At 71.7% G+C, this 23,829-nt stretch carries 26 protein-coding genes and 1 pseudogene; 15 read left to right on the top strand and 12 right to left on the bottom strand.

Annotated elements, in window-relative coordinates:
• Positions 1-90 precede the first annotated feature (90 nt).
• From AB0A63_RS02110 to AB0A63_RS02080, 7 genes are read left to right on the top strand one after another with little or no spacing between them, the layout of a single operon-like run.
• On the top strand, positions 91-942 hold the full coding sequence (locus AB0A63_RS02110) for an STAS domain-containing protein (RefSeq protein ID WP_360384317.1): 852 nt from the start codon (positions 91-93) through the stop codon (positions 940-942).
• Positions 942-1,343, top strand: a complete 402-nt coding sequence (locus AB0A63_RS02105; RefSeq protein ID WP_360384315.1) for an STAS domain-containing protein — start codon at positions 942-944, stop codon at positions 1,341-1,343. Before AB0A63_RS02110 ends, AB0A63_RS02105 begins: the two co-directional genes overlap by 1 nt.
• Complete coding sequence (locus tag AB0A63_RS02100; RefSeq protein WP_360384313.1) at positions 1,343-1,756, top strand: ATP-binding protein; 414 nt, start codon at positions 1,343-1,345, stop codon at positions 1,754-1,756. Before AB0A63_RS02105 ends, AB0A63_RS02100 begins: the two co-directional genes overlap by 1 nt.
• On the top strand, positions 1,753-2,781 hold the full coding sequence (locus AB0A63_RS02095) for an ATP-binding SpoIIE family protein phosphatase (protein ID WP_360384972.1): 1,029 nt from the start codon (positions 1,753-1,755) through the stop codon (positions 2,779-2,781). The genes AB0A63_RS02100 and AB0A63_RS02095 overlap by 4 nt, the downstream gene beginning before the upstream one ends.
• Positions 2,778-4,514, top strand: a complete 1,737-nt coding sequence (locus AB0A63_RS02090; protein WP_360384311.1) for an ATP-binding protein — start codon at positions 2,778-2,780, stop codon at positions 4,512-4,514. Before AB0A63_RS02095 ends, AB0A63_RS02090 begins: the two co-directional genes overlap by 4 nt.
• A complete protein-coding gene (locus AB0A63_RS02085; RefSeq protein ID WP_360384309.1) occupies positions 4,511-6,079 on the top strand; it encodes a fused response regulator/phosphatase in 1,569 nt (522 codons plus the stop codon). The genes AB0A63_RS02090 and AB0A63_RS02085 overlap by 4 nt, the downstream gene beginning before the upstream one ends.
• Entirely contained in the window at positions 6,076-6,462 is a 387-nt protein-coding gene (locus tag AB0A63_RS02080) for an ATP-binding protein (protein ID WP_360384307.1), read from the top strand. The genes AB0A63_RS02085 and AB0A63_RS02080 overlap by 4 nt, the downstream gene beginning before the upstream one ends.
• Positions 6,463-6,466: 4 nt before the next feature.
• On the opposite strand, the gene AB0A63_RS02075 is transcribed toward AB0A63_RS02080, so the two are convergent.
• On the bottom strand, positions 6,467-9,109 hold the full coding sequence (locus tag AB0A63_RS02075) for a SpoIIE family protein phosphatase (protein ID WP_360384305.1): 2,643 nt from the start codon (positions 9,107-9,109) through the stop codon (positions 6,467-6,469).
• Positions 9,110-9,328: 219 nt separating this feature from the next.
• Positions 9,329-9,877 carry a hypothetical protein gene (locus tag AB0A63_RS02070; RefSeq protein ID WP_360384303.1) on the bottom strand — a complete coding sequence of 183 codons (549 nt, stop codon included), beginning with the start codon at positions 9,875-9,877 and terminating at the stop codon, positions 9,329-9,331.
• A 115-nt stretch (positions 9,878-9,992) separates the two neighbouring features.
• Between AB0A63_RS02070 and AB0A63_RS02065 the strand changes: the two genes are divergently transcribed.
• Positions 9,993-10,553 carry a TetR/AcrR family transcriptional regulator gene (locus AB0A63_RS02065; protein ID WP_360384970.1) on the top strand — a complete coding sequence of 187 codons (561 nt, stop codon included), beginning with the start codon at positions 9,993-9,995 and terminating at the stop codon, positions 10,551-10,553.
• On the opposite strand, the gene AB0A63_RS02060 is transcribed toward AB0A63_RS02065, so the two are convergent.
• Positions 10,543-10,965 (bottom strand): MarR family transcriptional regulator, encoded by a 423-nt coding sequence (locus AB0A63_RS02060; protein ID WP_360384301.1) that lies wholly within the window; start codon positions 10,963-10,965, stop codon positions 10,543-10,545. The two genes, AB0A63_RS02065 and AB0A63_RS02060, sit on opposite strands and share 11 nt — an antisense overlap.
• A gap of 52 nt (positions 10,966-11,017) precedes the next feature.
• Between AB0A63_RS02060 and AB0A63_RS02055 the strand changes: the two genes are divergently transcribed.
• The gene (locus AB0A63_RS02055) at positions 11,018-11,593 is read left to right on the top strand and encodes a TIGR03086 family metal-binding protein (protein WP_360384299.1); all 576 of its coding nucleotides are present in this window, start codon (positions 11,018-11,020) and stop codon (positions 11,591-11,593) included.
• 11 nt (positions 11,594-11,604) lie between these two features.
• On the opposite strand, the gene AB0A63_RS02050 is transcribed toward AB0A63_RS02055, so the two are convergent.
• A complete protein-coding gene (locus tag AB0A63_RS02050; protein WP_360384297.1) occupies positions 11,605-12,303 on the bottom strand; it encodes a hypothetical protein in 699 nt (232 codons plus the stop codon).
• Positions 12,284-13,408: a VanZ family protein gene (locus AB0A63_RS02045; RefSeq protein WP_360384294.1), complete on the bottom strand. Its 1,125-nt coding sequence runs from the start codon at positions 13,406-13,408 to the stop codon at positions 12,284-12,286. Before AB0A63_RS02045 ends, AB0A63_RS02050 begins: the two co-directional genes overlap by 20 nt.
• Here AB0A63_RS02045 and AB0A63_RS02040 point away from each other — a divergent pair.
• Positions 13,377-13,922 (top strand): annotated as a pseudogene (locus AB0A63_RS02040) (FHA domain-containing protein); the annotation flags it as partial. The gene AB0A63_RS02045 and the pseudogene AB0A63_RS02040 overlap by 32 nt on opposite strands.
• A 76-nt stretch (positions 13,923-13,998) precedes the next feature.
• Here the strand turns inward: AB0A63_RS02040 and AB0A63_RS02035 are convergent.
• The 3 genes from AB0A63_RS02035 to AB0A63_RS02025 all read right to left on the bottom strand — a co-directional run bounded on the left by AB0A63_RS02035 (position 13,999) and on the right by AB0A63_RS02025 (position 16,726).
• Positions 13,999-14,382 (bottom strand): STAS domain-containing protein, encoded by a 384-nt coding sequence (locus AB0A63_RS02035; protein WP_360384292.1) that lies wholly within the window; start codon positions 14,380-14,382, stop codon positions 13,999-14,001.
• A gap of 169 nt (positions 14,383-14,551) precedes the next feature.
• Positions 14,552-15,832 (bottom strand): cation:proton antiporter, encoded by a 1,281-nt coding sequence (locus tag AB0A63_RS02030; protein WP_360384290.1) that lies wholly within the window; start codon positions 15,830-15,832, stop codon positions 14,552-14,554.
• A 135-nt stretch (positions 15,833-15,967) separates the two neighbouring features.
• Entirely contained in the window at positions 15,968-16,726 is a 759-nt protein-coding gene (locus AB0A63_RS02025; protein WP_360384288.1) for an SDR family oxidoreductase, read from the bottom strand.
• A gap of 99 nt (positions 16,727-16,825) precedes the next feature.
• Between AB0A63_RS02025 and AB0A63_RS02020 the strand changes: the two genes are divergently transcribed.
• Entirely contained in the window at positions 16,826-17,434 is a 609-nt protein-coding gene (locus AB0A63_RS02020; protein ID WP_360384286.1) for a TetR/AcrR family transcriptional regulator, read from the top strand.
• Between the two features lie 19 nt (positions 17,435-17,453).
• Here AB0A63_RS02020 and AB0A63_RS02015 read toward each other — a convergent pair whose 3' ends face one another.
• Positions 17,454-18,920: a catalase gene (locus tag AB0A63_RS02015; protein ID WP_360384284.1), complete on the bottom strand. Its 1,467-nt coding sequence runs from the start codon at positions 18,918-18,920 to the stop codon at positions 17,454-17,456.
• Positions 18,921-18,938: 18 nt separating this feature from the next.
• Positions 18,939-19,361: a Fur family transcriptional regulator gene (locus tag AB0A63_RS02010; protein ID WP_360384282.1), complete on the bottom strand. Its 423-nt coding sequence runs from the start codon at positions 19,359-19,361 to the stop codon at positions 18,939-18,941.
• A 111-nt stretch (positions 19,362-19,472) separates the two neighbouring features.
• Here AB0A63_RS02010 and AB0A63_RS02005 point away from each other — a divergent pair, with 111 nt between their 5' ends.
• The gene (locus AB0A63_RS02005; RefSeq protein WP_360384280.1) at positions 19,473-20,150 is read left to right on the top strand and encodes an MOSC domain-containing protein; all 678 of its coding nucleotides are present in this window, start codon (positions 19,473-19,475) and stop codon (positions 20,148-20,150) included.
• Between the two features lie 23 nt (positions 20,151-20,173).
• Here AB0A63_RS02005 and AB0A63_RS02000 read toward each other — a convergent pair whose 3' ends face one another.
• Positions 20,174-20,821: a MarR family winged helix-turn-helix transcriptional regulator gene (locus tag AB0A63_RS02000; RefSeq protein WP_360384278.1), complete on the bottom strand. Its 648-nt coding sequence runs from the start codon at positions 20,819-20,821 to the stop codon at positions 20,174-20,176.
• Between the two features lie 215 nt (positions 20,822-21,036).
• Between AB0A63_RS02000 and AB0A63_RS01995 the strand changes: the two genes are divergently transcribed.
• The 3 genes from AB0A63_RS01995 to AB0A63_RS01985 are packed head-to-tail and all read left to right on the top strand — an operon-like array spanning position 21,037 to position 22,744.
• A complete protein-coding gene (locus AB0A63_RS01995; RefSeq protein WP_360384276.1) occupies positions 21,037-21,627 on the top strand; it encodes a protoglobin domain-containing protein in 591 nt (196 codons plus the stop codon).
• Positions 21,621-22,175 carry a redoxin domain-containing protein gene (locus tag AB0A63_RS01990; protein WP_360384274.1) on the top strand — a complete coding sequence of 185 codons (555 nt, stop codon included), beginning with the start codon at positions 21,621-21,623 and terminating at the stop codon, positions 22,173-22,175. Before AB0A63_RS01995 ends, AB0A63_RS01990 begins: the two co-directional genes overlap by 7 nt.
• Before the next feature lie 29 nt (positions 22,176-22,204).
• On the top strand, positions 22,205-22,744 hold the full coding sequence (locus AB0A63_RS01985; protein WP_360384272.1) for a peroxidase-related enzyme: 540 nt from the start codon (positions 22,205-22,207) through the stop codon (positions 22,742-22,744).
• A 46-nt stretch (positions 22,745-22,790) separates the two neighbouring features.
• On the opposite strand, the gene ppk2 is transcribed toward AB0A63_RS01985, so the two are convergent.
• A complete protein-coding gene (ppk2, locus tag AB0A63_RS01980) occupies positions 22,791-23,756 on the bottom strand; it encodes a polyphosphate kinase 2 (protein ID WP_360384270.1) in 966 nt (321 codons plus the stop codon).
• Positions 23,757-23,829: the final 73 nt, after the last annotated feature.

Genomic DNA, 23,829 nt, shown 5'->3' with positions numbered 1-23,829 from the left:
GGAGCACCCTAAACGCAGCGACCACCTGAAGGTTCGACCGCGCCCACGACTACTGTCTGCAGGGTTGTACCACCGCCTGAGGAGGCATGAGTGACTGCAGACGCAGGACACGCCCCGCGCTTGACGGAGCTGCTGCGGACCAACGCCGACCCCTTGATCGACAAGTGGGTGGGCGCCGTGGCGGCCCTGCTGCGCGGGCGGTCGACGCGGGCGGAGCTGGAGACCGACTTCCGCGAGTTCTTCGCGGCACTGCTGCCCCTGGTCGGCAACGACGGCAGGAACGTGAGCGGGCCGGAGTTCGGCGAGATCAAGGCTCAGCTGGAGGAGTACTCGCGGTCCAGGGTGCGCGCGGGCTTCACGCCGTCGGAGACCGCGTCGAGCGTGTTCTCCCTCAAGCGCGAGGTGTTCTCCCTGGTGGAGAACGACGAGGACCCGGAGATCCACCGCCAGGTCATGGCGTTCTCCGGCCTGCTGGACGCGCTCGGCCTGCTGACGTTCGAGTCGTACGCGCGGGCGCGCGAGGAGATCATCCGCGAGCAGTCCGAGCAGCTGCTGGAGCTGACCACGCCGGTTGTCAAGATCTGGGAGGGCGTCCTCGCCGTGCCGCTGGTGGGCACGCTGGACTCCGCGCGCACCCAGGTGGTGATGGAGAAGCTGCTGGAGATGCTGGTCGAGACCGGCTCCGAGCACGCGATCATCGACATCACCGGGGTGTTCGCCGTCGACACGCAGGTCGCGCAGCACCTGCTCAAGACCGTGGTCGCGGCCCGGCTGATGGGTGCGGAGTGCATCGTGTCCGGCATCCGCCCGCAGATCGCGCAGACGATCGTCGCACTGGGCATCGAGTTCGGCGACATCGTCACCAAGGCCTCGCTCGCCGACGCCCTGAGGCACGCCCTGCGTCGTGAGGGCGTCGACGTCGTGCGCCGCGAGGTCGGCTGATGGAACGCGTCCCGATCCTGAAGATCGGCGGCGTCCTGCTGGTCTCCATCCAGATCGACCTGCAGGACCAGAGCGTGCTCGCGCTGCAGGAGGACCTGGCCGAGAAGATCAGCTCGACCGGCGCCCACGGTGTCGTCATCGACATCTCCGCCGTCGAGATCGTCGACTCGTTCATCGGCCGGATGTTCGCCACGATCGCGTCCATCTCCCGGCTGTTCGACGCCGACACCGTCGTGGTCGGCATGCGCCCGGCCGTGGCGATCACGCTCGTCGAGCTGGGCCTCACGCTCGGCGGCGTGCGCACCGCGCTCGACCTCGAACGCGGCATGAAGATCCTGGGACAGCTCGGCCGGCAGCGCCGGGGTGTGGTCGCGCACTCCGACTTCGAGCGGGACGACTGATGCCGCCCCGGTCCGGCGGGCCGGAAGAGGTCGCCATCAGCGGTGACGACGACGTCGTCCGCGTGCGCCAGCTGGTGCGCGCGTACGCGCAGCAGACCAAGCTCTCGCTGGTCGACCAGACGAAGCTCGTCACCGCGGCCAGCGAGCTGGCCCGCAACACGCTGATCTACGGCGGCGGCGGCTTCGCCAGGGTCGAGGAGGTCGACGACGGGCGCCGGCTCGGCGTGCGCGCGTCGTTCCACGACGAGGGACCGGGCATCCCGGACCTCACGCTCGCACTGGCCGACGGCTGGAGCAGCGGCAGCGGCCTCGGACTCGGCCTGAGCGGCGCCCGCCGCCTGGTGGACCAGTTCGACCTCGACACCGAGGTCGGCAGGGGCACGGTCGTGACGGTGGTCAAGTGGAAGAGATGACCGCGGCGGACTGCCTCCCGCACGTGCGGGACGAGGCCTGGCTGCCGGTCGAGGAGACCGCCCAGGTCGGCAGGGCGCGCCGCACCGCGACCGCGCTGGCCGAACGGCTCGGCTTCGGGGCGACCCGCATCGCCGAGATCGGGCTCGCGGTCACCGAGATCGGGTCGAACCTGCACAAGCACGCCCGGCAGGGCGTCGTCGTGATCCGGTCGGTGCGCGGCGAACGGGACGCGGCCGTCGAGGTCGTCGCCGTGGACCGCGGACCGGGCATCAGCGACATCGCGCTCGCCTGGCAGGACGGCCAGTCCACGACCGGCACCCTCGGCGTCGGGCTGGGCGCCGTGGCGAGGCTCGCGACCACCTGCGCCATGACCTCCCGCGTCGGCCTGGGCACCGCACTGGTCGCCCGGTTCGCCCCTTCCGCCGACTGGGCACCCGAGTGGGGCGCGGAGAGCGCGGCCGGCCTGACGAGGCCGATCGGCGGCGAGGACGTCTGCGGTGACGCCTACGCGGTGTGCCGGCGCGCCGGTCGGCTGACGCTGCTGATGTGCGACGGGTCCGGACACGGCCCGCTGGCGGCAGCGGCCTCCGACGCCGCCGTGCGGCTCTTCCGCGACCTCCCGCACATGCCGCCCGAACAGGTGGTCACCCGGCTGCACGCCGCGTTGCGGGGCACCCGCGGTGGCGCGGTGGCGGTCGCCGACGTCGACCTCGTCGCGCGGACAGTGCGGTTCTCCGGGCTGGGCAACATCGCCGCCGCGGTCCTCACGCCCGACCGCAAGCAGGGAATGATCTCGGTGCCCGGTGTCGCCGGCCACCACGCCCGCACGATCAGGGCGTTCGACTACCTGCTGCCGGACGGGGCGGTGGTGGTGCTGCACTCCGACGGCCTGACCGAGCGCTGGGGCCCCGGCCACGGCAGCGACCTCACCACCGACCCGCCGGTGCTGATCGCCGCGACCCTGCTGCGCGAGGCCGGCGTGCGCAAGGACGACGCCTGCGTGCTCGTGGCCAGACCGGCATGACCACGACCGAACTGCTGCGCCTCGTGGTCGGCGACGAGCGGGACGTGTTCCTGCTGCGTCAGCGCGGCCGCCAGGTCGCGGCCGCCGCCGGGCTCGACGGGCAGAACCAGGTCCGGCTGGCCACCGCGCTCAGCGACGTCGGCCGGGAGCTGGTGCGGCAGGACGTGGCCGCGACCGCGGTCTTCCGGCTGCACCGCGACCCGGTGCCGGTGCTGCTGGTCGAGCTGACCTGGCAGGCCGGCGGTGCGGGTGTCAGCGACGCGGGACCGGGCTGGGACACCGCGCGCAGGCTGATGGACGAGCTGCGGGTGAGCCCCACCGGCGTGACGCTCGCGAAGAACGTGCAGCACGCGGTCGTGCTCGACGAGCGCCTGCTGCGGGATCTGCGCGAGACCGCCGGTGCCAGCGCGCTGGACGAGCTGCGCGCGCAGAACCAGGAGCTGCTGGAGACGCTGGAGCACCTGGAGGCCAAGAGCAAGGAGCTGGAACGGGTCAACGCCGAGCTGGAGGAGACCAACCGCGGCGTCGTGGCGCTCTACCAGGAGCTCTCCGACGAGCTGGAGCAGACCAACCAGGGCGTGGTGGCCCTCTACGCCGAGCTCGACGCCAAGTCCGCCGAGCTGCGCGACGCGGCTGCCGCCCGCATCCGGTTCTGGTCGAACATCAGCCACGAGCTGCGCGCGCCGATCAACTCCGTGGTCGGCCTGACCCGCCTGCTCAACGCACCCGGCGGCGACCCGATGACCGACGACCAGCGCCACCACGTGGACCTCATCAACGAGTCGGCCGCCACCCTGCTCGCGCTGGTCAACGAGCTGCTCGACACCGCGAAGGCCGAGTCGGGCAGCCTGCAGCCGCGGCCGGCGCCGGTCGCGCTCGACTACGTGCTCACCCAGCTGCGTTCGGCGGTGCGGCCGTTGCTGCGCACCGGCGACGTGAGCCTGGTGGTCGAACCGACGCCGGAGCTGCCGTCGCTGGTGACCGACGAGACGATGCTCGTGCGGATCCTGCGCAACGTGCTGTCGAACGCGGTGAAGTTCACCCAGCGCGGCGAGATCCGCTTCACCACCGAGCCGGGACCGGGTCCCGACGAGGTCCGGTTCGTGGTCACCGACACCGGCATCGGCATCCCGCTCGAAGAGCAGGACCGGGTGTTCGAGGAGTTCTACCAGGTGCCGAACGCGCTGCAGGCGGGCGTGAGCGGCACCGGCCTCGGCCTGTCCTACGCCCGCAAGCTCGCGGAGCTGCTCGGCGGCACGCTGGCGCTGACCAGCACGCCCGGTGTCGGCACCGAGGTCGTGCTGACCTTGCCGACCGCGAAGGACGAGCTCGTCCAGCCGGCCCCGGTGGCGTGCGCGCTGGTCGCGGACGGCGACGAGAAGGCCCGCCGGCAGCTGCGGGACGCGCTGGCGGGCATCGCGGCCGAGGTGGTCGAGGCCTCGGACGGCCGGTCCGCGCTGAACCTCGCCAAGGCCCGGCAGCCCGACCTGGTGCTCGTGAACGCCAGCGCGCCGCTGATGAGCGGCAGCGCGGTGCTGTCGGTGCTGCGGCTGGACCCCGACCTCCGGTGCGTGCCGGTCGTGATCGTGTGCGGCGACGACCCCGGCGGTCTCGCCCGCAGCGTGCACGGCCTCGGTGCGGTGATGCTGCACGAGGAGCGGATCTCCCCGGAAACGGTGGGCAGGGCGGTCAGGGACGCCCAGCTCACGGCGCGCAGAACGGAGGACCGATGAACCCGACGGCCATGGGCGGTGGGCCGGCCAGGGTCCTCGTGGTCGACGACCTGGAGGCCAGCCGGTTCATCGCGTGCAGCTGGCTGCGCCGCAGCGGGCACACCGTCGTCGAGGCGGCCACGGCGGCGCAGGCGCTGACCGAGCTGGACGACGGGTTGTTCGACCTGGTCCTGCTCGACGTGCACCTGCCGGACATGAGCGGCTACGACGTCACCGAGCGGATCAAGGCCGACCCCCGGACGAGCTCGATCCCGGTCGTCATGCTCTCGGCGACCTACATCGAGCCCGAGGACAAGGTCACCGGCCTGACCCGCGGCGCGGACGCCTACCTGACCGAACCGCTCGACCCCGGCGAGCTGCTCGCCAACGTCGAGGCCGCCCTGCGCTACCACCGGGCCCGCGCACTGGCCGAGCACCTCGCCGCCCGGCTCACCCGGCTCACCACCGCCACGTTCGCGATCAACGCGGCGCCGACGTTCGACGCGCTGGCCGAGGCCGCGGCGGTCGGTGCGGCCGAGGTGCTCGACGCCGAGGCGAGCGCGGTCCTGACCGCCCCCTCCGGCGAGGTCTCCGTGGCCACGGCACGGTCCAGCCAGCCGGAGGTCCTGCCGCGGCCCGACATCGCCGACGTCGAGCGGTGGACGTCGGCACTGGGCACCGGCGTCGGCGTGACGCTGGCCGAGGCCCGCGACGTGCCGTGGCGGCCAGGTGCCCCGGTGACGGCGGCGCTGGCCCGCACCAAGCCGCGCCGGCCGCCGATCTGCATCGCGGTGCCGCCGGAGTCCGTCGTGGACGACGCCGACCGCAACCTGCTGCGGCAGCTGGCACAGGCCACCGCGCTGGCCGCGGAGGGGCTGCACACCTTCGCCGAGGAGCACTCGCTCGCGCTCACGTTGCAGCGCAGCCTGTTGCCGCGGGTGCTGCCGCAGCACCCCGAGCTGCCGATGACGGCCAGGTACCTGCCCGCGTCGAGCAACGCCGAGATCGGCGGTGACTTCTACGACGTGGTCGAGATCGACGGCCGGATGCTGATCGCCATCGGCGACGTGTGCGGGCACTCGATCCAGGCCGCGACGGTGATGGCCGAGGTGCGGCACACGCTGCGCGCCTACGCCGTGGAGGGGCACCGGCCGGCCGAGATCCTGCGTCGGGTCGACACCCTGCTGGAACGCTTCCACCCCTCCGGCGGTCTCACGACCATGTGCCTGCTGCTGGTGGACCTCGAGGAGGGGACCATGGCCGTCGCGAACGCTGGCCACGTGCCGCCGCTGCTGGTCGACGACCAGGGCGCCCGGTACGCCGACGTCAGGGGCCCGTTGCTGGGCGTCGGGCTGGAGCGGCCGGAGGCCACCGAGCTGCCGCTGCCGCGCGCCACCCTCGTGCTGCTGACCACCGACGGCCTCGTCGAACGCCGCGGCGTCGACCTGGACGAGGGCATGGAACGGCTGCGCACCGCCGTGTCGCACACCGCCGACATGGACGAGCTCGCCGACCGGCTGCTGGCCGAGCTGGGCGAGGGCAAGCAGGACGACATCGCCCTGGTGCTGCTGCGGCGGTGCCCGTGACCGCACTCGTGGTGGACCTCCCCGTCGCACCCGGTCTCGCGCTGTCCGCGCTGCGGCGCGAGGTCACCGCCGCCCTGCACGTCCTCGACGAGGACCACCTCTACGACGTGCAGCTCGTGGTCACCGAGCTCGTCACGAACGTCCTGGACCACACCCCCGGCACCGGCCGGCTGCGGATCCTGCACCGGACCGACCCGTGCTCGATCACCGTCGAGGTGGACGACGAGTCGCCGTTCGAACCGGTCTACGGACGCTCCCGCCTGGGCGAGCACCGCGGGCGCGGGATCGTCGTGGTGGACCGCATCTCCCGCCAGTGGGGTCACCGCCCGCGCGAGGGCGGCAAGACGGTGTTCGCGCTCGTGGACTGCGCCGCGCCGGAGTGACCGGTCAGGGCCGGGTGCCGTGCTCCAGCCCGGACAGGTGCAGGATGCGGGCCGGTGCGCTGCCGGCCGCCGCCAGCAGGGTCAGCGCCCGCCCGTGCGCGGCCGCGGATGCCTTGGCGTGCAACAACAACGCGATGCCCGAGCTGCTGAGGTAGTCGAGGTCGGTGAGGTCGACCTGGACCGGCCGGTCGTCCGCGGCGCCGACCCGCGCGAGCAGCGGGGTGCGCAGGTCCTCGACCGTGGCGATGTCGAGGTCACCGGTCAGCGCGATCCGCTGCACGTCGCCGTCCGCGTGCTCGGTCAGCCCGGTCACGGCCGGGGGCGGTGCGTGGTGCGGTCTCGCGCCGGGCTTCACGTCCGGTGTGGACTCCAGCGGCACGAGCGGCACGTGGAAGCGGATGGTCGTGCCCTCCTCTCCGGCGGAGAGGTCGACGGTGTCGCTGAGCTTGCGGATCATGTCGAGGCCGCGGCCCCGGTGGCCGCGGTCGGCCGGCTGCGGGCGCCAGCGGCCCCGGTCGGTCACCGTCACCCGCACGCCGCGGCCGGTGGACTCCAGCCGGGTCTCGAACGTGCCGCCGCCCTCGGGGTAGGCGTGGTCGACGACGTTCGCCGCGGCCTCGCCGATCGCGAGCTCCAGGTCGTAGACGGAGTCCTCGGACAGCCCGACGACCTCGGCCCACCTCGTGGCGGTGTGCCGCAGACCGGCCAGCTCCGCCGGCACCGCGGGCACGGTGAGCCGCAGCGGTGCGGGCAGGTGCCGTGCGACGACGAGCGCCACGTCGTCGTCCTGGCCCTTGGCGAGCAGTGCGTCGATGATCAGCTGGACCAGCGCGTCCGGTGCGAGGTCCGCCGCCGTCTCGGTGGCCGAGACGAGCCGGTGGACGCCCTCGTCGAGCACCTCGTCACGGCGTTCGACCAGCCCGTCGGTGTACAGCACGACCGAGGCGCCCGGTGGCAGCGGAGCCGAGTGCTGCGGGACGGGGCTGGTCCCGGCGCCCAGCACCGCACCGACCCCGTCCGTCAGAGGCCGGGCGCCGGAGCGGTCGACCACCACGGGCGGCGGGTGGCCCGCCGAGGCCCAGCAGAGCTCGCCCGCCTGCCAGTCGAAGACGATGCACACGCACGTGCTGCCCGCCGCACCGTTGACGCGCGCCGCGAAGACGTCCAGGCGCCGCAACGACTCCGCGGGGGAGTGCCCGTCGAGCAGGAACCCGGTCAGCGCGCTGCGCAGCTGTCCCATGACCGCGGCGGCGGCCGGTCCCTTGCCCACGACGTCGCCGACGGTGAGCCCGACGCGCGACTCGCCGAGCGGCACGACCTCGTACCAGTCGCCGCCGATCTGCGAGTGCTGCGCGGCCGGCAGGTACCGCGCGGCCGTGGCGAGCCGGGGCAGCGCCGGCAGTTGCCGCGGCAGCAGGCTCTCCTGCAACGCCGCCGCGATCTCGTGCTCGCGGTGCAGCAGCAGCTCGCGCTCGGCCTCCGCGCGACGGCGTTCGGTGACGTCCCTGCCGATCGCCTGCAGCCCGGTCGGGGTGGCCTGGACGCTCAGCTCCAGCACGATCTCGGTGCCGTCGGCGTGCCGCAGGGTTACGACCTCGGACCCGGACAGGTCGGCGGGCAGGCCGTCGACGAGCAGGTCCGTGATCGGCGTGCCGAGCAGGTCCTCCGGCCGGTGGCCGAGCAGGTGCCCGGTCGCGGGGTTGGCCGACACGAACCGCATCTCCTGGTCCAGCAACCAGATCGCGTCCGTGGCCCGCTCCACGAGCTTGCGGTGCCGCCGTTCGCTGTCCCGCAACGCCCGGTCGGCGTGCACGCGCTGCATCGACTCCCAGCACCGGTTCACCACGACCGACACGAGGTCGATCTCGTCGCGCGTCCAATGCCGCACATGGGCCTGGTGCACCGCCATCGCCGCCACGAACCGTCCACCGCGCAACAACGGCAGGCAGATCACCGCACGTATGCCCGTGACGCGGTAAGCGGCAAGGTCGTCGCTTTCGATCCGTGTGTCGTTGAACGCGTCGTGCACGACCCACGGCTCACCCGCGCGCATGGCCGCTAACGCACCGGCGCCGAACCCACGCATGGCGAACCGCCCAGGCAAAGGCGGCAACCCAGTGGCGTGGTCACCACTCATGACGAAGTGGTTCTCGTCAGCCTCTGCGCGCGCGTAGGCACACCGATCGACACTCATGTGCTCGCCGAGCATCCTGGTCGCCAACGCCATGAGCTCCTCGGCGTCGTCAAGCCGCTGCAACTCGCGGTCGAGGTCGTCGAGGAACCGCTGCCGCTCCGCCTCGGCCTGCCGCGCCGTGACGTCGACGAGCACCCCGCTGCGAACCGGCCCGCGCACCCGCGCCTGCTCCATGACCCACATGAACTCGCCCGCGGCCGTGCGCACCCGGTAGACCGTCTCGTAGTCGGTCTCCGCACCCCAGCGCTGCCGTTCGCTCTCCTCGCGGTCGTCGGGGTGCGTGACCTGCCCCCAGAACCCGGGGTCCTCGCGCCACCGCCGCGCCGGGTACCCGAGCAGCCGTTCGACGTTGCCGGACAAGAAGGTGACCGCGCGGCCACTCGCGTCGCCCTGCCACACGACCACCGGCAGGTCGTCCACCAGCGCGGAGAGCCCGAGCTCCCGATCACTCATCTTGCACAGCCTCCACAGGCGCGGTCCTGACGCCCGCCCACCGCATCGTACGGCGCCCGCCTGGCCGACGAAGGTCGCGAAGCTCGCGATGGCTTCAGTGCCGGTCAAAATCCAGCTGCCGGGGTAGACGGGCGGGAACCAGAAGCCCGGTGGACGGACGAGCGGCGCCCGGAGCCGGCCGGGTGCCCGCTCCGGTCCGAGGCGGGCACCCGCTCCCGGTCAGCCGCGTGCCTTGCCCAGCCGCAGCGCCGACACCAGGTAGAAGACCCCGCCGATCCCCGCGTACCCCGCGAGGGTGGTCAACGTCGCCCCGTCGCTGCCGGCCTGGACGATGAACGACGTACCGGCGAGCGTGGAGATCGCACCGCTGAGGATCATCGGCCACTGCCCGCCGAGACCGCGGCGCACCACGGCGACGACGAGCTGGGTCACGCCGGACACGACGGCCCACGCGCCCCACACCGTCAGCACCGCCGGGATGCCGGAGGTCACCGCGACAACCAGCCCGGCCGCGGCGATCGTGCTGACGGCGATGTTCGCGTACAGGCCCCACGACGCGCGTCCGGTGCGGGACGTGCGGCTGTCCACCACGACCGCCGCCACGTCGAAAAGCGGGTACAGGACCAGCAGGGTGCCGCTGACCGGTCCGATCGTCGTGGCGGTGAGCATCAGCAGCACCGCCCACACCAGCGCGAAGCCGAAGCGGGCGAAGTACAGCGTGCGGAGTGCGGGGGCGAGGGTGGCCGGTGACGCGGTGCTGGTGCTCACGGGATCGTCCTTGAGGTAGGGAGAACGTTCTTTCTACTTTTCGAAGACTGGCAGGACCGGCACGCAGTTGTCAAGAACGAACGTTCTCTCTGTTAGCGTCGGGAGCATGACCCGCGTGTCTGATGCCCGCACCCGCCTGCTCGGGACCGCCGGCCGGCTGTTCTACGCCGAGGGGCTGCACTCGGTCGGCGTGGACCGCGTGCTGGCCGAGGCGAAGGTGACCCGCGCGACGATGTACCGGCACTTCGCCGGCAAGGACGACCTGCTGGTCGCCTACCTCGGTGAGGCGGACCGGGCGACGCGGCAGCAGCTCGAAGCCGGTGTGGCCGCTGCGGCCGACGACGTCGAGGCGGTGCGGGCGGTGGCGCGGGGGATTGCCGCGCACATCCGCTCCGAGGGGTTCCGCGGGTGTGCGTTCCTCAACGCCGCGGCCGAGTACCCCGACCCCGCGCACCCCGTGCACGTCGCGGTGCTGAACCACCGCCAGTGGTTCCACGACACCGTCGCGGAGCTGCTGTCCCGGGTCGGCGACTCGCCGGTCGAGCTCGACGCGCGGCACCTCGTCATGCTGCGCGACGGTGCGATGGCGGCGGGGTGCCTCACCGATCCCGGGCCGGTCGGGGAGACGTTCGTCGAGGCGGTCGAGGGAATCCTGCGGGCGCGGCTCAGCCGCTGACCTGTGCGGACAGCACGGCCAGTGCTCGGAGGAACGCCTCGCGGTCGGCGGGTGGGAGCTGGGCGAGCACGCGGTCCTCGTTGCGCTGGATGTCCGCCTGCGCGGCGTGGTGCTTGCGGCGCCCCTCGTCGGTGATCGCGACGAAGCGTGCGCGCCGGTCTGCCGGGTCGCGAGTGCGTTCCAGCAGGCCTGCCGCCTCCAGGTCGTCCAGCACGGCGATGATGCGGCTCTTGTCCGCGCCGATGAACTCCGCCAGCGCAGCCTGCGTGCGCACCGCTTGGCCGTCGAGGGCGTCGAGCACGACGTAGCCCCACATGCTCAGCCCGTGCGCGCTCAGCACCGGCTGCTCGGCGGCGATCAGCGCGCGTTGCAGCGGGGCGATCATCGCCGCGAGGTCCCGCCGACCGGTCATGATCGACATCATAGCCTTGCGCATATGATAAGCGTCTGCATATCGTATGCGTGTGCTTACTGATTTGCTCGAACTCCACCGGACCGCCGTGCTGGACAGCGTCCGAACCGTCGACCAGGTCCAGGACGACGACCTGGAGCGGCCGACGCCGTGTGCCGGGTGGACGGTCGCCGACCTGCTCGCCCACATGACCGCGCAACACCGCGGGTTCGCCGCCGCCGCGCGAGGCGGGGGAGGGGACCGCACGGCGTGGGAGGCCCGCCTCGCGAGCCCGTCCGACCACGCCGCCGCCGCACGCGACCTCCTCGCCGCCTTCGCCGACCCGGTGGAGGAGTTCGAGCTGCCGGAGTTCGCCCCGGTGACGAGGTTTCCGGCCGTGCAGGCGATCGGGTTCCACCTGATCGACTACGTCGTGCACGGCTGGGACGTGGCGCGCTCGCTCGGGCTCGGCCACCGGCTCGCACCGGAACTGGCCGAACCCGCGCTGCGGATCGCGCTCGCCGTGCCGGACGGGGAGGGCCGGCTCCAGCCCGGTGCGGCCTTCGCGCCCGCGCTGGTCACCCGGGACACCGACCCGATGCGCCGCGTCCTCGCCCTGCTGGGCCGCTCGCCCGACTGGACGCCCTGATCAGGACGAGGTCAGGCGGCGACCACGATCTCGGTCGCGGGGTCGTGCGGCAGCTCCGGGGTCCCGTTCACGACGACCGCGGCCCTGAGCCAGGGCTGTTCGCGCTCCAGGAACGGCACTTCCTCGGCCAGCCACGCGGCAACGTGCCGCTGCTGCTCGGGCGAGTCGCCGTCGCGCGCCACGAGGCGGCGTTCCTGCTCGTCGAGGTCGCCCTGCACCCAGACCGAGGCGTCGAGCCACGGCCCGAGCTCCGCCCGGACGACGCCCGTGCCCTCCACCCACACCACGTCGGCCCCGGCGGGGACCACGACCGCGCCCGGCCGGTCGTGCGCGACCCAGGCCGGTGGGCGGAACTCCACCGCCTCGCCGCGGTGCAGGGGCCGCAGGACGTTCTCGGTCAACAGTCCGGCCCAGTCGAAGTACGCCTGGTTCCAGGCGATGTCGTCGGTGTGCACCACCCACGACCGCGGCACGGCGTGGTGCAGCCGCTCGGCCAGGGCGGACTTCCCGGCGCCACCGCGGCCGTCGATGCCGACGATCACGGGCCGCGGGACGAGGCCGGGCTGGTGAGCGCCGGAGGGGCCGTCAGCGGTCGGTCGCACACCGACCTCCACCGCCGACCCGCCGCCCCCGACCAGTCGCCGGACCACCTCACCGAGCGGCACGACCCGCCAGCCGGCCGCCTCCACCTCACCCGGCCGCAGGCGCATCCTCACGCTCCCGTTCCACCGGGACCTCCACGCGGTCCGAATCCCGCACGCCCCGCGTGCGCGCCGCGTGCTCGTGCCAGCCGCGCTGGTCGCGGCGGAACACCGGGAACACGAACGTCCCGACGACCACCAGCGCCACCACGACCAGGTCGAACCGGCCGGCACCGAGCCACGGCGACACCACGGTCGCGTAGGTCACGAGACCGGTCACGCCGAGCAGTTCGCGGATGGCGATCTGCAGCGGGTTCGCGCGGGTGCCGTCCTCGCGGCGGGTGCGGTAGCGCAGCAGCCAGCTGCCGGGGGTGGCACCGCCGGTCGCCGCCGGCAGCACGACGCGCAGGGCCACCAGGGCCAGCACCGCCCAGCGCGGGTCCGGGAGCACGAGCTTCGCGAGCAGCAGCACCGGGAGCAGGTCGACGACGAGGGCCAGCAGCCGGCGCGGGACGGTCACCGTGCCGGTGGGGGCCGCGGAGTCCTCCGAACCGGGCACCGTCGGCACCACCAGTGCGACGGGGGCGAGCATCCAGCCCACCAGCGCACCGGCCGTGTTCGAGATCAGGTCGTCCACGTCGGAGATGCGGTACGGGCAGGGGTAGTAGCCGAAGTTGCCCGTGTACTGCACGACCTCGACGGCCAGCGAGATGCCCATGCCGATCGCGATCACGGCCAGCGGGCCCCTGCGGTACGCCTTGCGCAGCACCACGCCCAGCGGCACGAACAGCGCGACGTTGAACATCTGCTGCATGAACGCCTGCGACGTCACCATCGCGACGATGCCGGAGCGCCCGTTGGCCGACAGGTTGTTGTTCATGTCGGTGACCCACTGGAACGGCACCAGCGAGAGCATCTGCTCGCCCTGGCAGACCTCCACGCGGTTCGCGGGGAACGGCAGGAAGATCAGCGCCAGAGCGACGAGACCGTAGGCCAGCAGGCCGTAGAGCACGAACGCACGGCGCGGCTCCACACGCCCGAAACGCAGGTAGTGCAACAAAACCAGGGGAGCGAGCACCAGCAGGCCGACGCCCACGAACGCGGTGAACCCCGTTCGAGCGGTCTCCCAGTACGACGCCATCATGTTCTTCACCGCTCCGGGATCGATCCGCACACAGGTGCTCTCCAGTGCCCGGTGGCGTCACCCGTTCAAACCCCGGTTCGGGAAGATCCATCAGACGGCCCAGCGCCCTGCCGCCGATCAGTCCCCGACGGTCCAAGGGCGCGCTCATGTGCCGCCGGAGCCCACTACACTCGGCACTCGGGCACGGGGAGTGCCGGCTCAGCGGAGAGCGAAGGGAACGGCGGGTTCCGGCATGATCGGCGAACTCGTGCAGGCGAGCACACCGGTGCTGACGACCGCAGCGTTGACGACCACCGGGCAGCACCCGGTCACCGTCCCGCTGACCGAGCGGGGCCTGCTCATCGGACGCGGACCCCACTGCGACATCGTCCTCGACGACATGACCGTCTCACGGCGGCACGCGCAGGTGCGGTGGGAGGACGGCGTGGTCGTCCTCGAAGACCTGGGCTCGCTCAACGGCACCTACATCAACCGCAGCCCTGTGCAGGAGGCCGTGCTGCGGGACGGCGACTCCATCTGGATCGGCGAGCACCGGCTCGCGTTCAGCGCGGCGGCCGAGCGGCCCGTGGGTGGCTGCACCGTCCACTCCGGACCGCAGGCCGGGCGTGCCGCCGACCGGGTCACCCGGCCGACCTGGCGCTCCGGCCAGCGGAAAGGGCTTGCTCCACGTCCGGGTACAGCGCCAGCAGCTGATCCACTCCGGATGCCGTGATGGGCCGCAGCACGATCCGGTGAGCGGCGGCGACCCGCAGGGGAACGCCCGCGGCCCGCGCGGCGCGGTGCTGGACCACGAGCTCGTTGATGCCGGCCGAGCCGAAGAACGTGACCCGGCTCAGGTCGACCACGACCGGGAACGGTGCCGTCGCCATCGCGAGGGCGATCTGGAGCTCGTTGTGCAGCGTCTCGACCGTGTCCTGGTCCAGGTCCCCGTCGGCGCGTACGACGATCGCGAGCCCGTTGACCTCTCTTTGCACGTGCAGCGGGCAATGGAAAGTGTTCGCCATGACAGAGCCTCCTCGCCGTGGAGCGACCTCCTGCTGGAGGAAGGACGCAGCTGCAGGCTCAACCGCTTCCTTGGACTGTAGTCCTCGTTTCAGGTTTTTCGCACGGCGAAAGTTCCTGATCACAATGTGGGAGCACCGGGAATGCCTGCCGTGGACGGTCGGCGCGGGCTCAGACCGGGGTCGTGGCCGCTGCCGCGCCGCCCTTCTGCTGCCGCCTGCGGTCCAGCAGCCACATCACCGGCGACGCCGACAGCCCGTGCACGAGAACGGAACCGATGACCACCAGCCCGGCGATTCGCCAGATCGTGTCGTGCCCGGTGAAGTTCCCCTCCTGCAAGGCGTAGGTGATGTAGAACAGCGAGCCGACACCGCGCACGCCGAAGAACGCGATGACGGTCCGCTCGCGCGAACCCGTCTTGCCGCCGAGCAGGCCTATCCACCCCGCCAGCGGCCTGACCAGCACCAGGGTCACCGCGGCGACCGCGATCTCGCGCCAGTCGAGGCCCGCGAGCAGCCCGCTGACCGCGGCACCGCCGAGCAGGAAGACGATCACGACCGTCAGCATCCGCTCGGCCTGCTCGACGTAGCGGTGCAGCACCTGGTGGTAGCCGTGGTGGCGTTCCGCGGCCCTGATCGTGCAGGCGCACACGAAGACCGCGACGAACCCGTAACCCTCGGCCAGCTCGGTGACGCCGTAGGCGAGGAACGTGGCGGCGAGCGCCACGAACCCCTCCGCGTGCTCGGCGAGGCGCAGCTTCTCCGACGGCACCGAGAAGAACAGCTTGCCCAGCAACCAGCCCACGGCGACGCCGACGGCCAGACCGCACGCGAGCCGCCACAGCACGTCCACGGCGAGCCAGTGCCCCAGCCACGCCGAGGGCGCGGCACCCGCGATGCTGATCGCGACGGCGGCGTAGGTGAACGGGAACGCCAGACCGTCGTTGAGCCCCGCCTCCGAGGTGAGCGCGAACCGCGCCTCGTCCTCGCCGGTGTCGTCCTCCGGGTTCTCGGCCGGTTCCGCGACCTGCACCTCGCTGGCCAGCACCGGGTCGGTCGGCGCCAGCGCGGCCGCCAGCAGCACCGACGACGCGACACCCAGCCCGAGCGCACCCCAGCCGAGCAGCCCGACGGCGAGCATCGACAACGGCATCGTGATCGCGAGCAGCCGCCAGGTCGTCGCCCACCCGCGCAGGCTCACCGCCCGGTTGAGCGCGAGCCCCGCGCCCATCAACGAGATGATCACGCAGATCTCGGTGAGGTGCAGCAGCACCGTGGCGTGCTCGTCGGGATCGGGGTTCGGCAACGTGTCCACGACGGAGAACGTGAGCGCACCCGCCCCGAGGAACAGCATCGGCATCGAGACCGGTGCGCGGGCGAGCAACCGCGGCAGCAGCGCGGCGGCCAGTGTCGCGAGCCCCGCTCCGGTGTACAGCAGGGAGCTGGGTTCCACTGTGTGCCCTCCGATCGCCGAAAGGCTCGTCCTACCCGGTGGCCCCACCCGCAAACCCCGACGCGAATGAGGCATACCGCGCGTTTCGCGCTGCTCCGCCGATGAAAGACCTGGTCAGAGTCGTGCAGGAGCTCGTCAGGCGGCCAGTGCCGGCCCGAGCAGCAACCCGCCGTCGACGACGAACTCCGCACCGGTCGTGAACGACGCCTCGTCCGAGGTCAGGTGCAGCAGCACGGCGGTGATCTCCGCGGGCTCGGCCAGCCGCGGCACGGCGTAGCCGGCGGGGGAGAAGAGGTCGCCGATCGCGGGCTGACCGGGTGCGACGGGCTCGGTGATGAGCGGGGTGGCCACGACACCGGGGTGGATCGAGTTGACCCTGATCCGGTCGCGGCCCAGTTCCAATGCGGCGGTGCGGGTGAGACCGCGCAACGCCCACTTGCTGGCCGCGTACGGCGCGTAATAGGGCGATCCGACGTTGGCCATCGTCGAGGCGATGATGGCGATCGACCCGCCGCCCGCGCGCCGGATGGACGGCGCGACGTGCTTGACACCCAGGAACTGGCCGGTCAGGTTGACGTCGAGCGTGCGCTGCCAGACCGCGCGGTCGGTGTCCTCGACCAACGCCGCCGGGTGCTGCACCCCCGCGTTGCCGACCAGGACGTCGACCGGCCCGAACCGCTCCTCCGCCGCCCGCACCGCCGCCTGCCACGCCTGCTCGTCGGTGACGTCGAGGCGCACGGACAGGGCGCGCTCACCCAGTTCGGCCGCGAGCGCGTCGCCGTTGCGCGCGGCGACCACGACGTTCGCGCCCTCGGCGTGGTAGCCGAGCACGTGGCTGCGCCCCATCCCGCCGGTCGCCCCGGTGATGAACACGGTCTTGCCCTGGAAACGCATCGGTACCTCCGTTAATGGTGAGTCGAGTGACTCACCTCGGAACGGTAGGCTGCGGTCCGGTGGTGAGTCAAGTGACTCACCTCGTGGCACAATGGCGAGGTGTCGACCTACCACCAGCGGATGGCCGAGCAGAAGCGGGCGGCGATCGTCGACGCCGCCACCGCGCTGTTCCTGGAGTCCGGCTACGACAAGACCTCCCTGGCGCGCATCGCCGACGCGGCCGGGGTGTCGAAGGCGACGCTGTTCAAGCAGTTCCCGACCAAGGCCGAGCTCTTCGACGCGATCGTCACCGACTACTGGCGGAGCGACGACGGCGCGCTCACACCACCGCCCGGCGACCCGGGAGCCGGGCTGACCGCCCTGGGCAACCGGTACGTGGCGCTGCTGACCCGGCCGGGCATGGTCGCGCTCTTCCGGATCGTCATCGCGGAGGCGCCGCGGTTCCCCGAGCTCGGCCAGACCCAGTTCCGGCTGGGCAAGCAGCCGTTCTTCGACGCCGTGCGCGACTACCTGGCCGCCGAGTCCGGGGCGGGCACCCTCACCGTGCCCGACCCGGTCCTCGCCGCCACCCAGTTCCTCGGCATGATCTCGAACTTCGCCTTCTGGCCGCGCATGCTGCTGGTGAACTGGGCGCCGACCGCGAAGGCGATGGCGCACTCGGTGGACGAGGCGGTGCGGACGGTCCTCGCCCGCTACGCCCCGTCCTGACCGGGCCGCGCGGGGCGGTTCACAACGCGCCGATCGCCTCGCACGCCTTGCGCACGCCCTCGCCGTACGCGGGATCGGCCTGGCCGCAGTGGAAGACGTGCCGTTCGACGGTCTCCCTGCGCGCGCCCTTGATCGCCCGCGCGGTGTTGTCGAACAACCGCTGCTGCTCCTCGCCGGTCATCAGACGGAACAGGTCGCCGGGCTGCTCGAAGTAGTTGTCGTCGTCCGCGCGGAAGTCGAACCGGTCCGCGGTGGCGCCGACGGCCTGGGCCGGCTCGGCGTAGGCGGGCTGCTCGGACCAGCGGCCGTGGTTGTTCGGCTGGATGCCGGGCACGCCGCCCTGGTTGCCGTCGACCCGCATGGCGCCGTCGCGGTGGTAGGTGTTCACGAGCCGCGCGCCGTTGGGGTGGTTGACCGGGATCTGGTGGTGGTTCACGCCGAGCCGGTACCGCGCCGCGTCGCCGTAGGAGAACAGCCTGCCCTGCAACATCCTGTCCGGGCTCAGCGAGATGCCGGGCACGACGTTCGCCGGGGTGAACGCGACCTGCTCGACGTCGGCGAAGTAGTTGTCCGGGTTGCGGTCCAGGCGCAGCTCGCCCGCCTCGATGAGCGGGTAGTCCTTCTTGCTCCACACCTTGGTGAGGTCGAAGGGGTGGAAGCGGTAGCTCGCGGCGTCGGCCTCCGGCATCACCTGGAGGTAGAGCGTCCAGGCCGGGTGCTCGCCCCGTTCGATGGCGTCGTACAGGTCGCGCTGGTGCGACTCGCGGTCCCGGCCGATCAGCTCACCGGCCTGCTGGTCGGTCAGGTTCTCGATGCCCTGCCGGGTGCGGAAGTGGAACTTGACCCAGTGCCGCACGCCGTCGGCGTTGACCATGCTGTAGGTGTGCGAGCCGAAACCGTGCATGTGCCGGTAGGAACGCGGGATGCCGCGGTCGCTCATCACGATCGTCACCTGGTGCAGCGCCTCGGGCAGGTTCGTCCAGAAGCCCCAGTTGTTCTCGGGGTCGCGCAGGTTGGTCCGCGGGTCCCGCTTCACGGCGCGCGCGAGGTCGGGGAACTTGAGCGGGTCGCGGAAGAAGAACACCGGCGTGTTGTTGCCGACCACGTCCCAGTTGCCCTCCGCGGTGTAGAAGCGGGTGGCGAAGCCGCGGATGTCGCGTTCGGCGTCGGCGGCGCCGCGTTCGCCCGCCACCGTGGAGAACCGCAGGAACGTCTCACACCGGTTGCCGACCGCGCTGAACAACGCGGCGCTGGTGTAGGCGGTCAGGTCGGCGGTGACGGTGAACGTGCCGAACGCGCCGGAGCCCTTCGCGTGCATCCGCCGCTCCGGGATCACCTCGCGGTCGAAGTGCGCGAGCTTCTCCAGCAGCCACAGGTCCTGCAGCAGCACCGGGCCGCGCGGACCCGCGGTGAGGCTGTTCTGGTTGTCGGCGACCGGTGCGCCGGCGGCGGTGGTCAGCGGGTCGGTGTTGTCCTCGAACGCCATCAGGGAAACCTTCTCGGGTCAGGGGTTCTGGGCTGCGAGGTGGCACGGGGAGCACAGCCCCCGGTGCACGACCTCGGTCTCGTCGACGCGGAAACCGTGCGTCTGCGGGAACTGCGGTGGAGCCGGGTGCTCGCCGCGCTCGACGTCGGCCACCGCGCCGCAACCGCGGCACACCAGGTGGTCGTGGTCGTGACCGCGCAGCTCGAAGCGGGCCGGCACGCCGGTGTCCAGCCGGCGCACCAACCGTGCGTCGGTCAACGCCGTGAGCACGTCGTAGAGCGCTTGGGTGGACACCGATCCGATGTCCGCGCGGACGGCCCGGCCCAGCTGCTCGACGTCGGCGTGCGGATGGCTGCCGAGCGCGGACAGCACGGCGAGCCGTTGTTTCGTGACCCTCAACGAGGCTCCGCGCAACGCGGCGACCAGGTCGTCAGCGGTCAAGGCGGGCTCCTCATCGACAACGAATAGTTAGGACTCCTAGCAAGATTGTGGCATGCTCGGCCCGCTTCGATCAACCAGTCCGGATCAGTTCAAGAAAACGGGGGAGACCCGATGAGCGACGCTCACGTGGTGGTCGTGTCCACCGGAGTCGTGCGGGAGCTGCCGTGGCGGGGGCGTGCGGTGACCACCGCCATCGCGAAAACGCCCACGCCCCACCGGGTGGAGGTCGGCCGCCTCGGTCTGGCGGGGGACGAGCAGGGGGACGTGGAGAACCACGGCGGGCCGAACAAGGCGGTCCTGCTGTACTCCGCCGAGCACTACACCACCTGGAGCGAGGAGATCGGTGAGCTCGCGATGCCCGCGTTCGGTGAGAACCTCACGACGTCGGGACTGCTGGAGAGCGACGCGGTGATCGGTGCGGTGTACTCCGTCGGATCGGTGCTGCTGCAGGTGTCCCAGCCCCGGCGGCCCTGCTTCAAGCTCGCCGCCCGGCACGGGGTGGACGACCTGGCGGTGCGCGCGCAACGCAGTGGCCGCACCGGTTTCTACTGCCGGGTGCTCCAGCCGGGACACCTCGTGCACGGCGACCGGCTGGTCCCGGTGAGCACGCCGATGCACGGCATCACCGCCGCGGAGGTGCACCGCGTCGTCAATCTCGACCGAGGTGACCGGGAGGGTGCCCAGCACCTGCTCCGGCACGCCGGGGTGCTGCCCGAGTCGTGGGCGGGGATGCTGCGGCGGCGGCTCGACGGGCGGCTCGACTCGCAGTCCGAACGCCTGCACGGCTGAGCCGACCGGCTCGGACCGCAGGCTCAGGGTGCGGTGGTGCGCTGCCTGCGCCGGACCGCCGGCGTCTTGGCCGGTTCCGCCTCGTGCTCCGGGCAGTCCGTGCGCAACCCGGCCAGTGGCAACGGCATGCGCAGCAGGTGGCAGTGGTGCGGCGCGTCCGGCTCGGGGTGTTCGTTCGGCCCGAAGAAACGGCATGTCGTGCATGTGCGCGACACGGTCACCACGCCCGTGCGCTGCAGGTCCGCGATCACCCGCAGCAACGTGTGCAGCGTGGTCGCGCGGTCCGCGTCGGGCAGTGCGCCGAGCGCGGCCGTCAGCGGGTCGTCCCAAGAGGACAGTCGACGCGCGACCTCCTCGCCGCCGGGGGTCAGCGCCAGCGACCGCCTGCGCCCGTCCGTGCCGGGGGAGCGGGTCACGAACTCCTTGCGCTCCAACGCGGCCACCGCGTCGGACATCGTCGGCGTGGTGACGTCGAACTCCTGCGCCAGTGCGGCCACCTCGCGCCGTGCCTGCGGTTGCTGCGCCAGTGCCAGCACCGCCTGCTGCTGCAACGGCGTCAGCCCGTGCTCCCGCGCGGTGCGCTGGGCCAGCGACCGCATGCCGTGCCCGATCCGCTCGATGGCGTCGGCGAGCCGCCGGTCGAGGCTGGCCGTGCCGTCGGTGTCAGTCATGCGATCCGCCCTGTGACTAGTGCTTTCCCGGCGATCGTACGCACCGGGCGCAAATCGCCCCGGCTGAGACGTGGATCACCTGAGCGAAGAACTAGGTAGGAGTCCTACCTAGTTTGTGACAGACTGACGTTCACCTCCTCCAAGACCGCTCCGGTCCCGGAACCTCGCCCCACTGGGGACGAGCGGACTTCTCCGTCCTCGCGAAGGAAAGCGACATGATCACTCCTGAACCCGTACCGGGCTACACCCACGACGACCCCGGTCTGGCCCCGTCCCCGGTCACCCCGGCCGATCTGGAGCTGCTGCTGGCCACCGTCCTGTTCGGACCGGAGGACCAGGAGGCCCTGCTACTGGCCGGTGAAGTCCTCAGTGGACAGATCGAGCAGGTCCTGGACGTCTGGTACGGGTTCGTCGGCTCGCACCCGCACCTCGTGGCCTACTTCGCCACGCCGGACGGCACGCCGATCCCCGAGTACCTCGCACGGGTCCGCGCCCGGTTCGCCCGCTGGATCACCGACACCTGCACCCGCCCGTACGACGAGCGCTGGCTCGCCTACCAGCAGGAGATCGCGCTGCGGCACACCGTGCCGAAGAAGAACGAGACCGACCACGCCGACTCGGTGCCGCACATCCCGTTGCGCTACATCATCGCGTTCGTCTACCCGATCACCGCGACGATCCGGCCGTTCCTCGCGGCGGGCGGCCACGACGAGCAGCAGGTCGACGCCATGCACCAGGCCTGGTTCAAGGCGGTCACCCTCCAGGTCGCGCTGTGGTCGCAGCCCTACGCCGGGCGGTCGTGGTGAGCCCGCTGCCGGCACCCGCGTCCGATCCGCTCACGCAGGCGCCGCCGTGGGAGACCACCGAGTGGTTCAACAGCGAGCCGCTCGACCTGGCCGGCCTGCGCGGCCGCGTGGTCGTGCTGGAGGCGTTCCAGATGCTCTGCCCCGGCTGCGTGAGCCACGCGCTGCCGCAGGCCGTGCGCCTGGAGAAGACCTTCGGCGACGACCTCGCCGTCATCGGCCTGCACACCGTGTTCGAACACCACGGCGCGATGACCCCGGTGAGCCTCAAGGCGTTCCTGCACGAGTACCGCATCCCGTTCCCGGTCGGCGTCGACGCGGCGAGCGGCGACCACCCGGCGCCGGTCACGTTCAGCCGCTACCGCATGCGGGGCACGCCCACCACCGTGCTCATCGACCGCGACGGCGTGCTGCGCGGCCACCAGCTCGGCCAGGTCGACGACATGTCGCTGGCCTCGGCCGTGACGCGCCTGCTCGACGGCGCCGTCCCACCCGCCGTGGACGGCACCACTCCACCCGCCGTCTGCTCCGTCGACGGCACCTGCACCTGATCCCGTTCCACAACATCAAGGAGAGAACCATGTCCCGCATCGAGCTCACCAATCCCGACCAGATCACCGACGAGCGCGCCGAGACCCTGGCACAGATCAAGGGCGCCTTCGGCCTGGTGCCGAACATGTTCCGCGCGGTCGCCAACTCCCCGGCCGCACTGCGGAGCATGTGGGCCCAGTTCGGCGCACTGGGCGGCGGCGTGCTCGGCGCCAAGCTCGGCGAGATGGTCGCCGTGGCCGTCGCCGACCGCAACCGCTGCGACTACTGCCTCTCGGCGCACACGATGCTCGGCAAGAAGGCCGGCGCCACCACCGCCGAGATGACCAGCGCGCAGAGCGGCCAGTCCGACGACCCGCGCGCCGCCGCCGTGCTCGCCCTGGCCGTGACCCTGGTCGACAAGCGCGGCCAGATCGCGGACTCCGACGTGCAGGCCGCGCGTGACGCCGGGCTGAGCCAGGAGGAGATCGTGGAGACGGTGGCGCACGTGGCGCTGAACGTGTTCACCAACTACATCAACGTGGCGCTGGACGTGCCGGTGGACTTCACCCGCGTGTCGCTGACCCGTTGACGGACACCGGAGGCCGGGGAGCGGTGCCAGGCTCCCCGGCTCCCGGTCACGGGTGCAGCCCCGGCCCCGGTTCGGCGCTCGGCGCGATCGGCGTCGGGCTCAACGCCGTGTCGTCCTCGCCCTCCTCCAGCAACGTCGCCGCAGCGCCGACGACCCGGACGTCGGGCGTCCCGACGGCATCGACGTCCTTGTCGGCGTAGTCGAACCGCGCCAGCACGCTGCGCATCGCCTCGATCCGCGCGCGCTTCTTGTCGTTGCTCTTCACCACGGTCCACGGCGCGATCTCGGTGTCCGTGGACCGGAACATCGCGACCTTGGCCTCGGTGTAGTCGTCCCAGCGGTCCAGCGACTTGATGTCGTTGGGGCTGAGCTTCCACTGCCGCACCGGGTCGATCTGCCGGATCACGAACCGGGTGCGCTGTTCGTTGCGCGACACCGAGAACCACAGCTTCACCAGCAGCACGCCGTCCTCGACGAGCATCCGCTCGAACTCCGGCGCCTGCTTCATGAACAGGTCGTACTCGTCCTTCGTGCAGTAACCCATGACGTGCTCGACGACGGCCCGGTTGTACCAGGACCGGTCGAACAGCACGATCTCGCCCGCGGTCGGCAGCTCGCGGACGTAACGCTGGAAGTACCACTCGCCGCGCTCGCGCTCACTCGGCTTGCCGAGTGCCACGGTGCGCAGGCCGCGCGGGTCGAGGTGTTCGCTGAAGCGCTTGATGGTGCCGCCCTTGCCGGCGGCGTCACGGCCCTCGAAGAGGATCACGAGCCGTTGCCCGGTCTCGGTCACCCAGTGCTGCAGCTTCAGCAGCTCGATCTGCAGCAGCCGCTTGACCCGTTCGTACTCCGGGCGCGACATCCGCTCGGTGAACGGGTAGTTCTCCCGCCACGTCAGCACTTCGCGCCCGCTGGCGTCGCGCAGGATCGGTTCGTCCGCGTCCGAGTCGGGGAACTCGGCGGTGTATCCCTCGGCGAGCAGGTCCGCTGAGTCGACAGTCAGGTCCGTCACGAAATCGTACATACCCGGCGGAACGGAAAAGAAACCGCCATTCATGTTCTGGCGGGGCCCAAGGATGTCTTAG

The organism is Lentzea sp. NPDC042327 (assembly GCF_040647275.1).
GTDB lineage: Bacteria > Actinomycetota > Actinomycetes > Mycobacteriales > Pseudonocardiaceae > Lentzea.
This window is presented reverse-complemented; position numbering and strand designations above follow the sequence as displayed.

Bases quoted from the DNA above. Each gene is read 5' to 3' on its own strand.
- AB0A63_RS02105 (WP_360384315.1), top strand. From the start codon at position 942: ATGGAACGCGTCCCGATCCTGAAGATCGGCGGCGTCCTGCTGGTCTCC.
- AB0A63_RS02100 (WP_360384313.1), top strand. From the start codon at position 1,343: ATGCCGCCCCGGTCCGGCGGGCCGGAAGAGGTCGCCATCAGCGGTGAC.
- AB0A63_RS02095 (WP_360384972.1), top strand. From the start codon at position 1,753: ATGACCGCGGCGGACTGCCTCCCGCACGTGCGGGACGAGGCCTGGCTG.
- AB0A63_RS02090 (WP_360384311.1), top strand. From the start codon at position 2,778: ATGACCACGACCGAACTGCTGCGCCTCGTGGTCGGCGACGAGCGGGAC.
- AB0A63_RS02085 (WP_360384309.1), top strand. From the start codon at position 4,511: ATGAACCCGACGGCCATGGGCGGTGGGCCGGCCAGGGTCCTCGTGGTC.
- AB0A63_RS02075 (WP_360384305.1), bottom strand. From the start codon at position 9,109: ATGAGTGATCGGGAGCTCGGGCTCTCCGCGCTGGTGGACGACCTGCCG.
- AB0A63_RS02060 (WP_360384301.1), bottom strand. From the start codon at position 10,965: ATGACCGGTCGGCGGGACCTCGCGGCGATGATCGCCCCGCTGCAACGC.
- AB0A63_RS02050 (WP_360384297.1), bottom strand. From the start codon at position 12,303: ATGCGCCTGCGGCCGGGTGAGGTGGAGGCGGCCGGCTGGCGGGTCGTG.
- AB0A63_RS02035 (WP_360384292.1), bottom strand. From the start codon at position 14,382: ATGGCGAACACTTTCCATTGCCCGCTGCACGTGCAAAGAGAGGTCAAC.
- AB0A63_RS02025 (WP_360384288.1), bottom strand. From the start codon at position 16,726: ATGCGTTTCCAGGGCAAGACCGTGTTCATCACCGGGGCGACCGGCGGG.
- AB0A63_RS02015 (WP_360384284.1), bottom strand. From the start codon at position 18,920: ATGGCGTTCGAGGACAACACCGACCCGCTGACCACCGCCGCCGGCGCA.
- AB0A63_RS02005 (WP_360384280.1), top strand. From the start codon at position 19,473: ATGAGCGACGCTCACGTGGTGGTCGTGTCCACCGGAGTCGTGCGGGAG.
- AB0A63_RS02000 (WP_360384278.1), bottom strand. From the start codon at position 20,821: ATGACTGACACCGACGGCACGGCCAGCCTCGACCGGCGGCTCGCCGAC.
- AB0A63_RS01995 (WP_360384276.1), top strand. From the start codon at position 21,037: ATGATCACTCCTGAACCCGTACCGGGCTACACCCACGACGACCCCGGT.
- AB0A63_RS01985 (WP_360384272.1), top strand. From the start codon at position 22,205: ATGTCCCGCATCGAGCTCACCAATCCCGACCAGATCACCGACGAGCGC.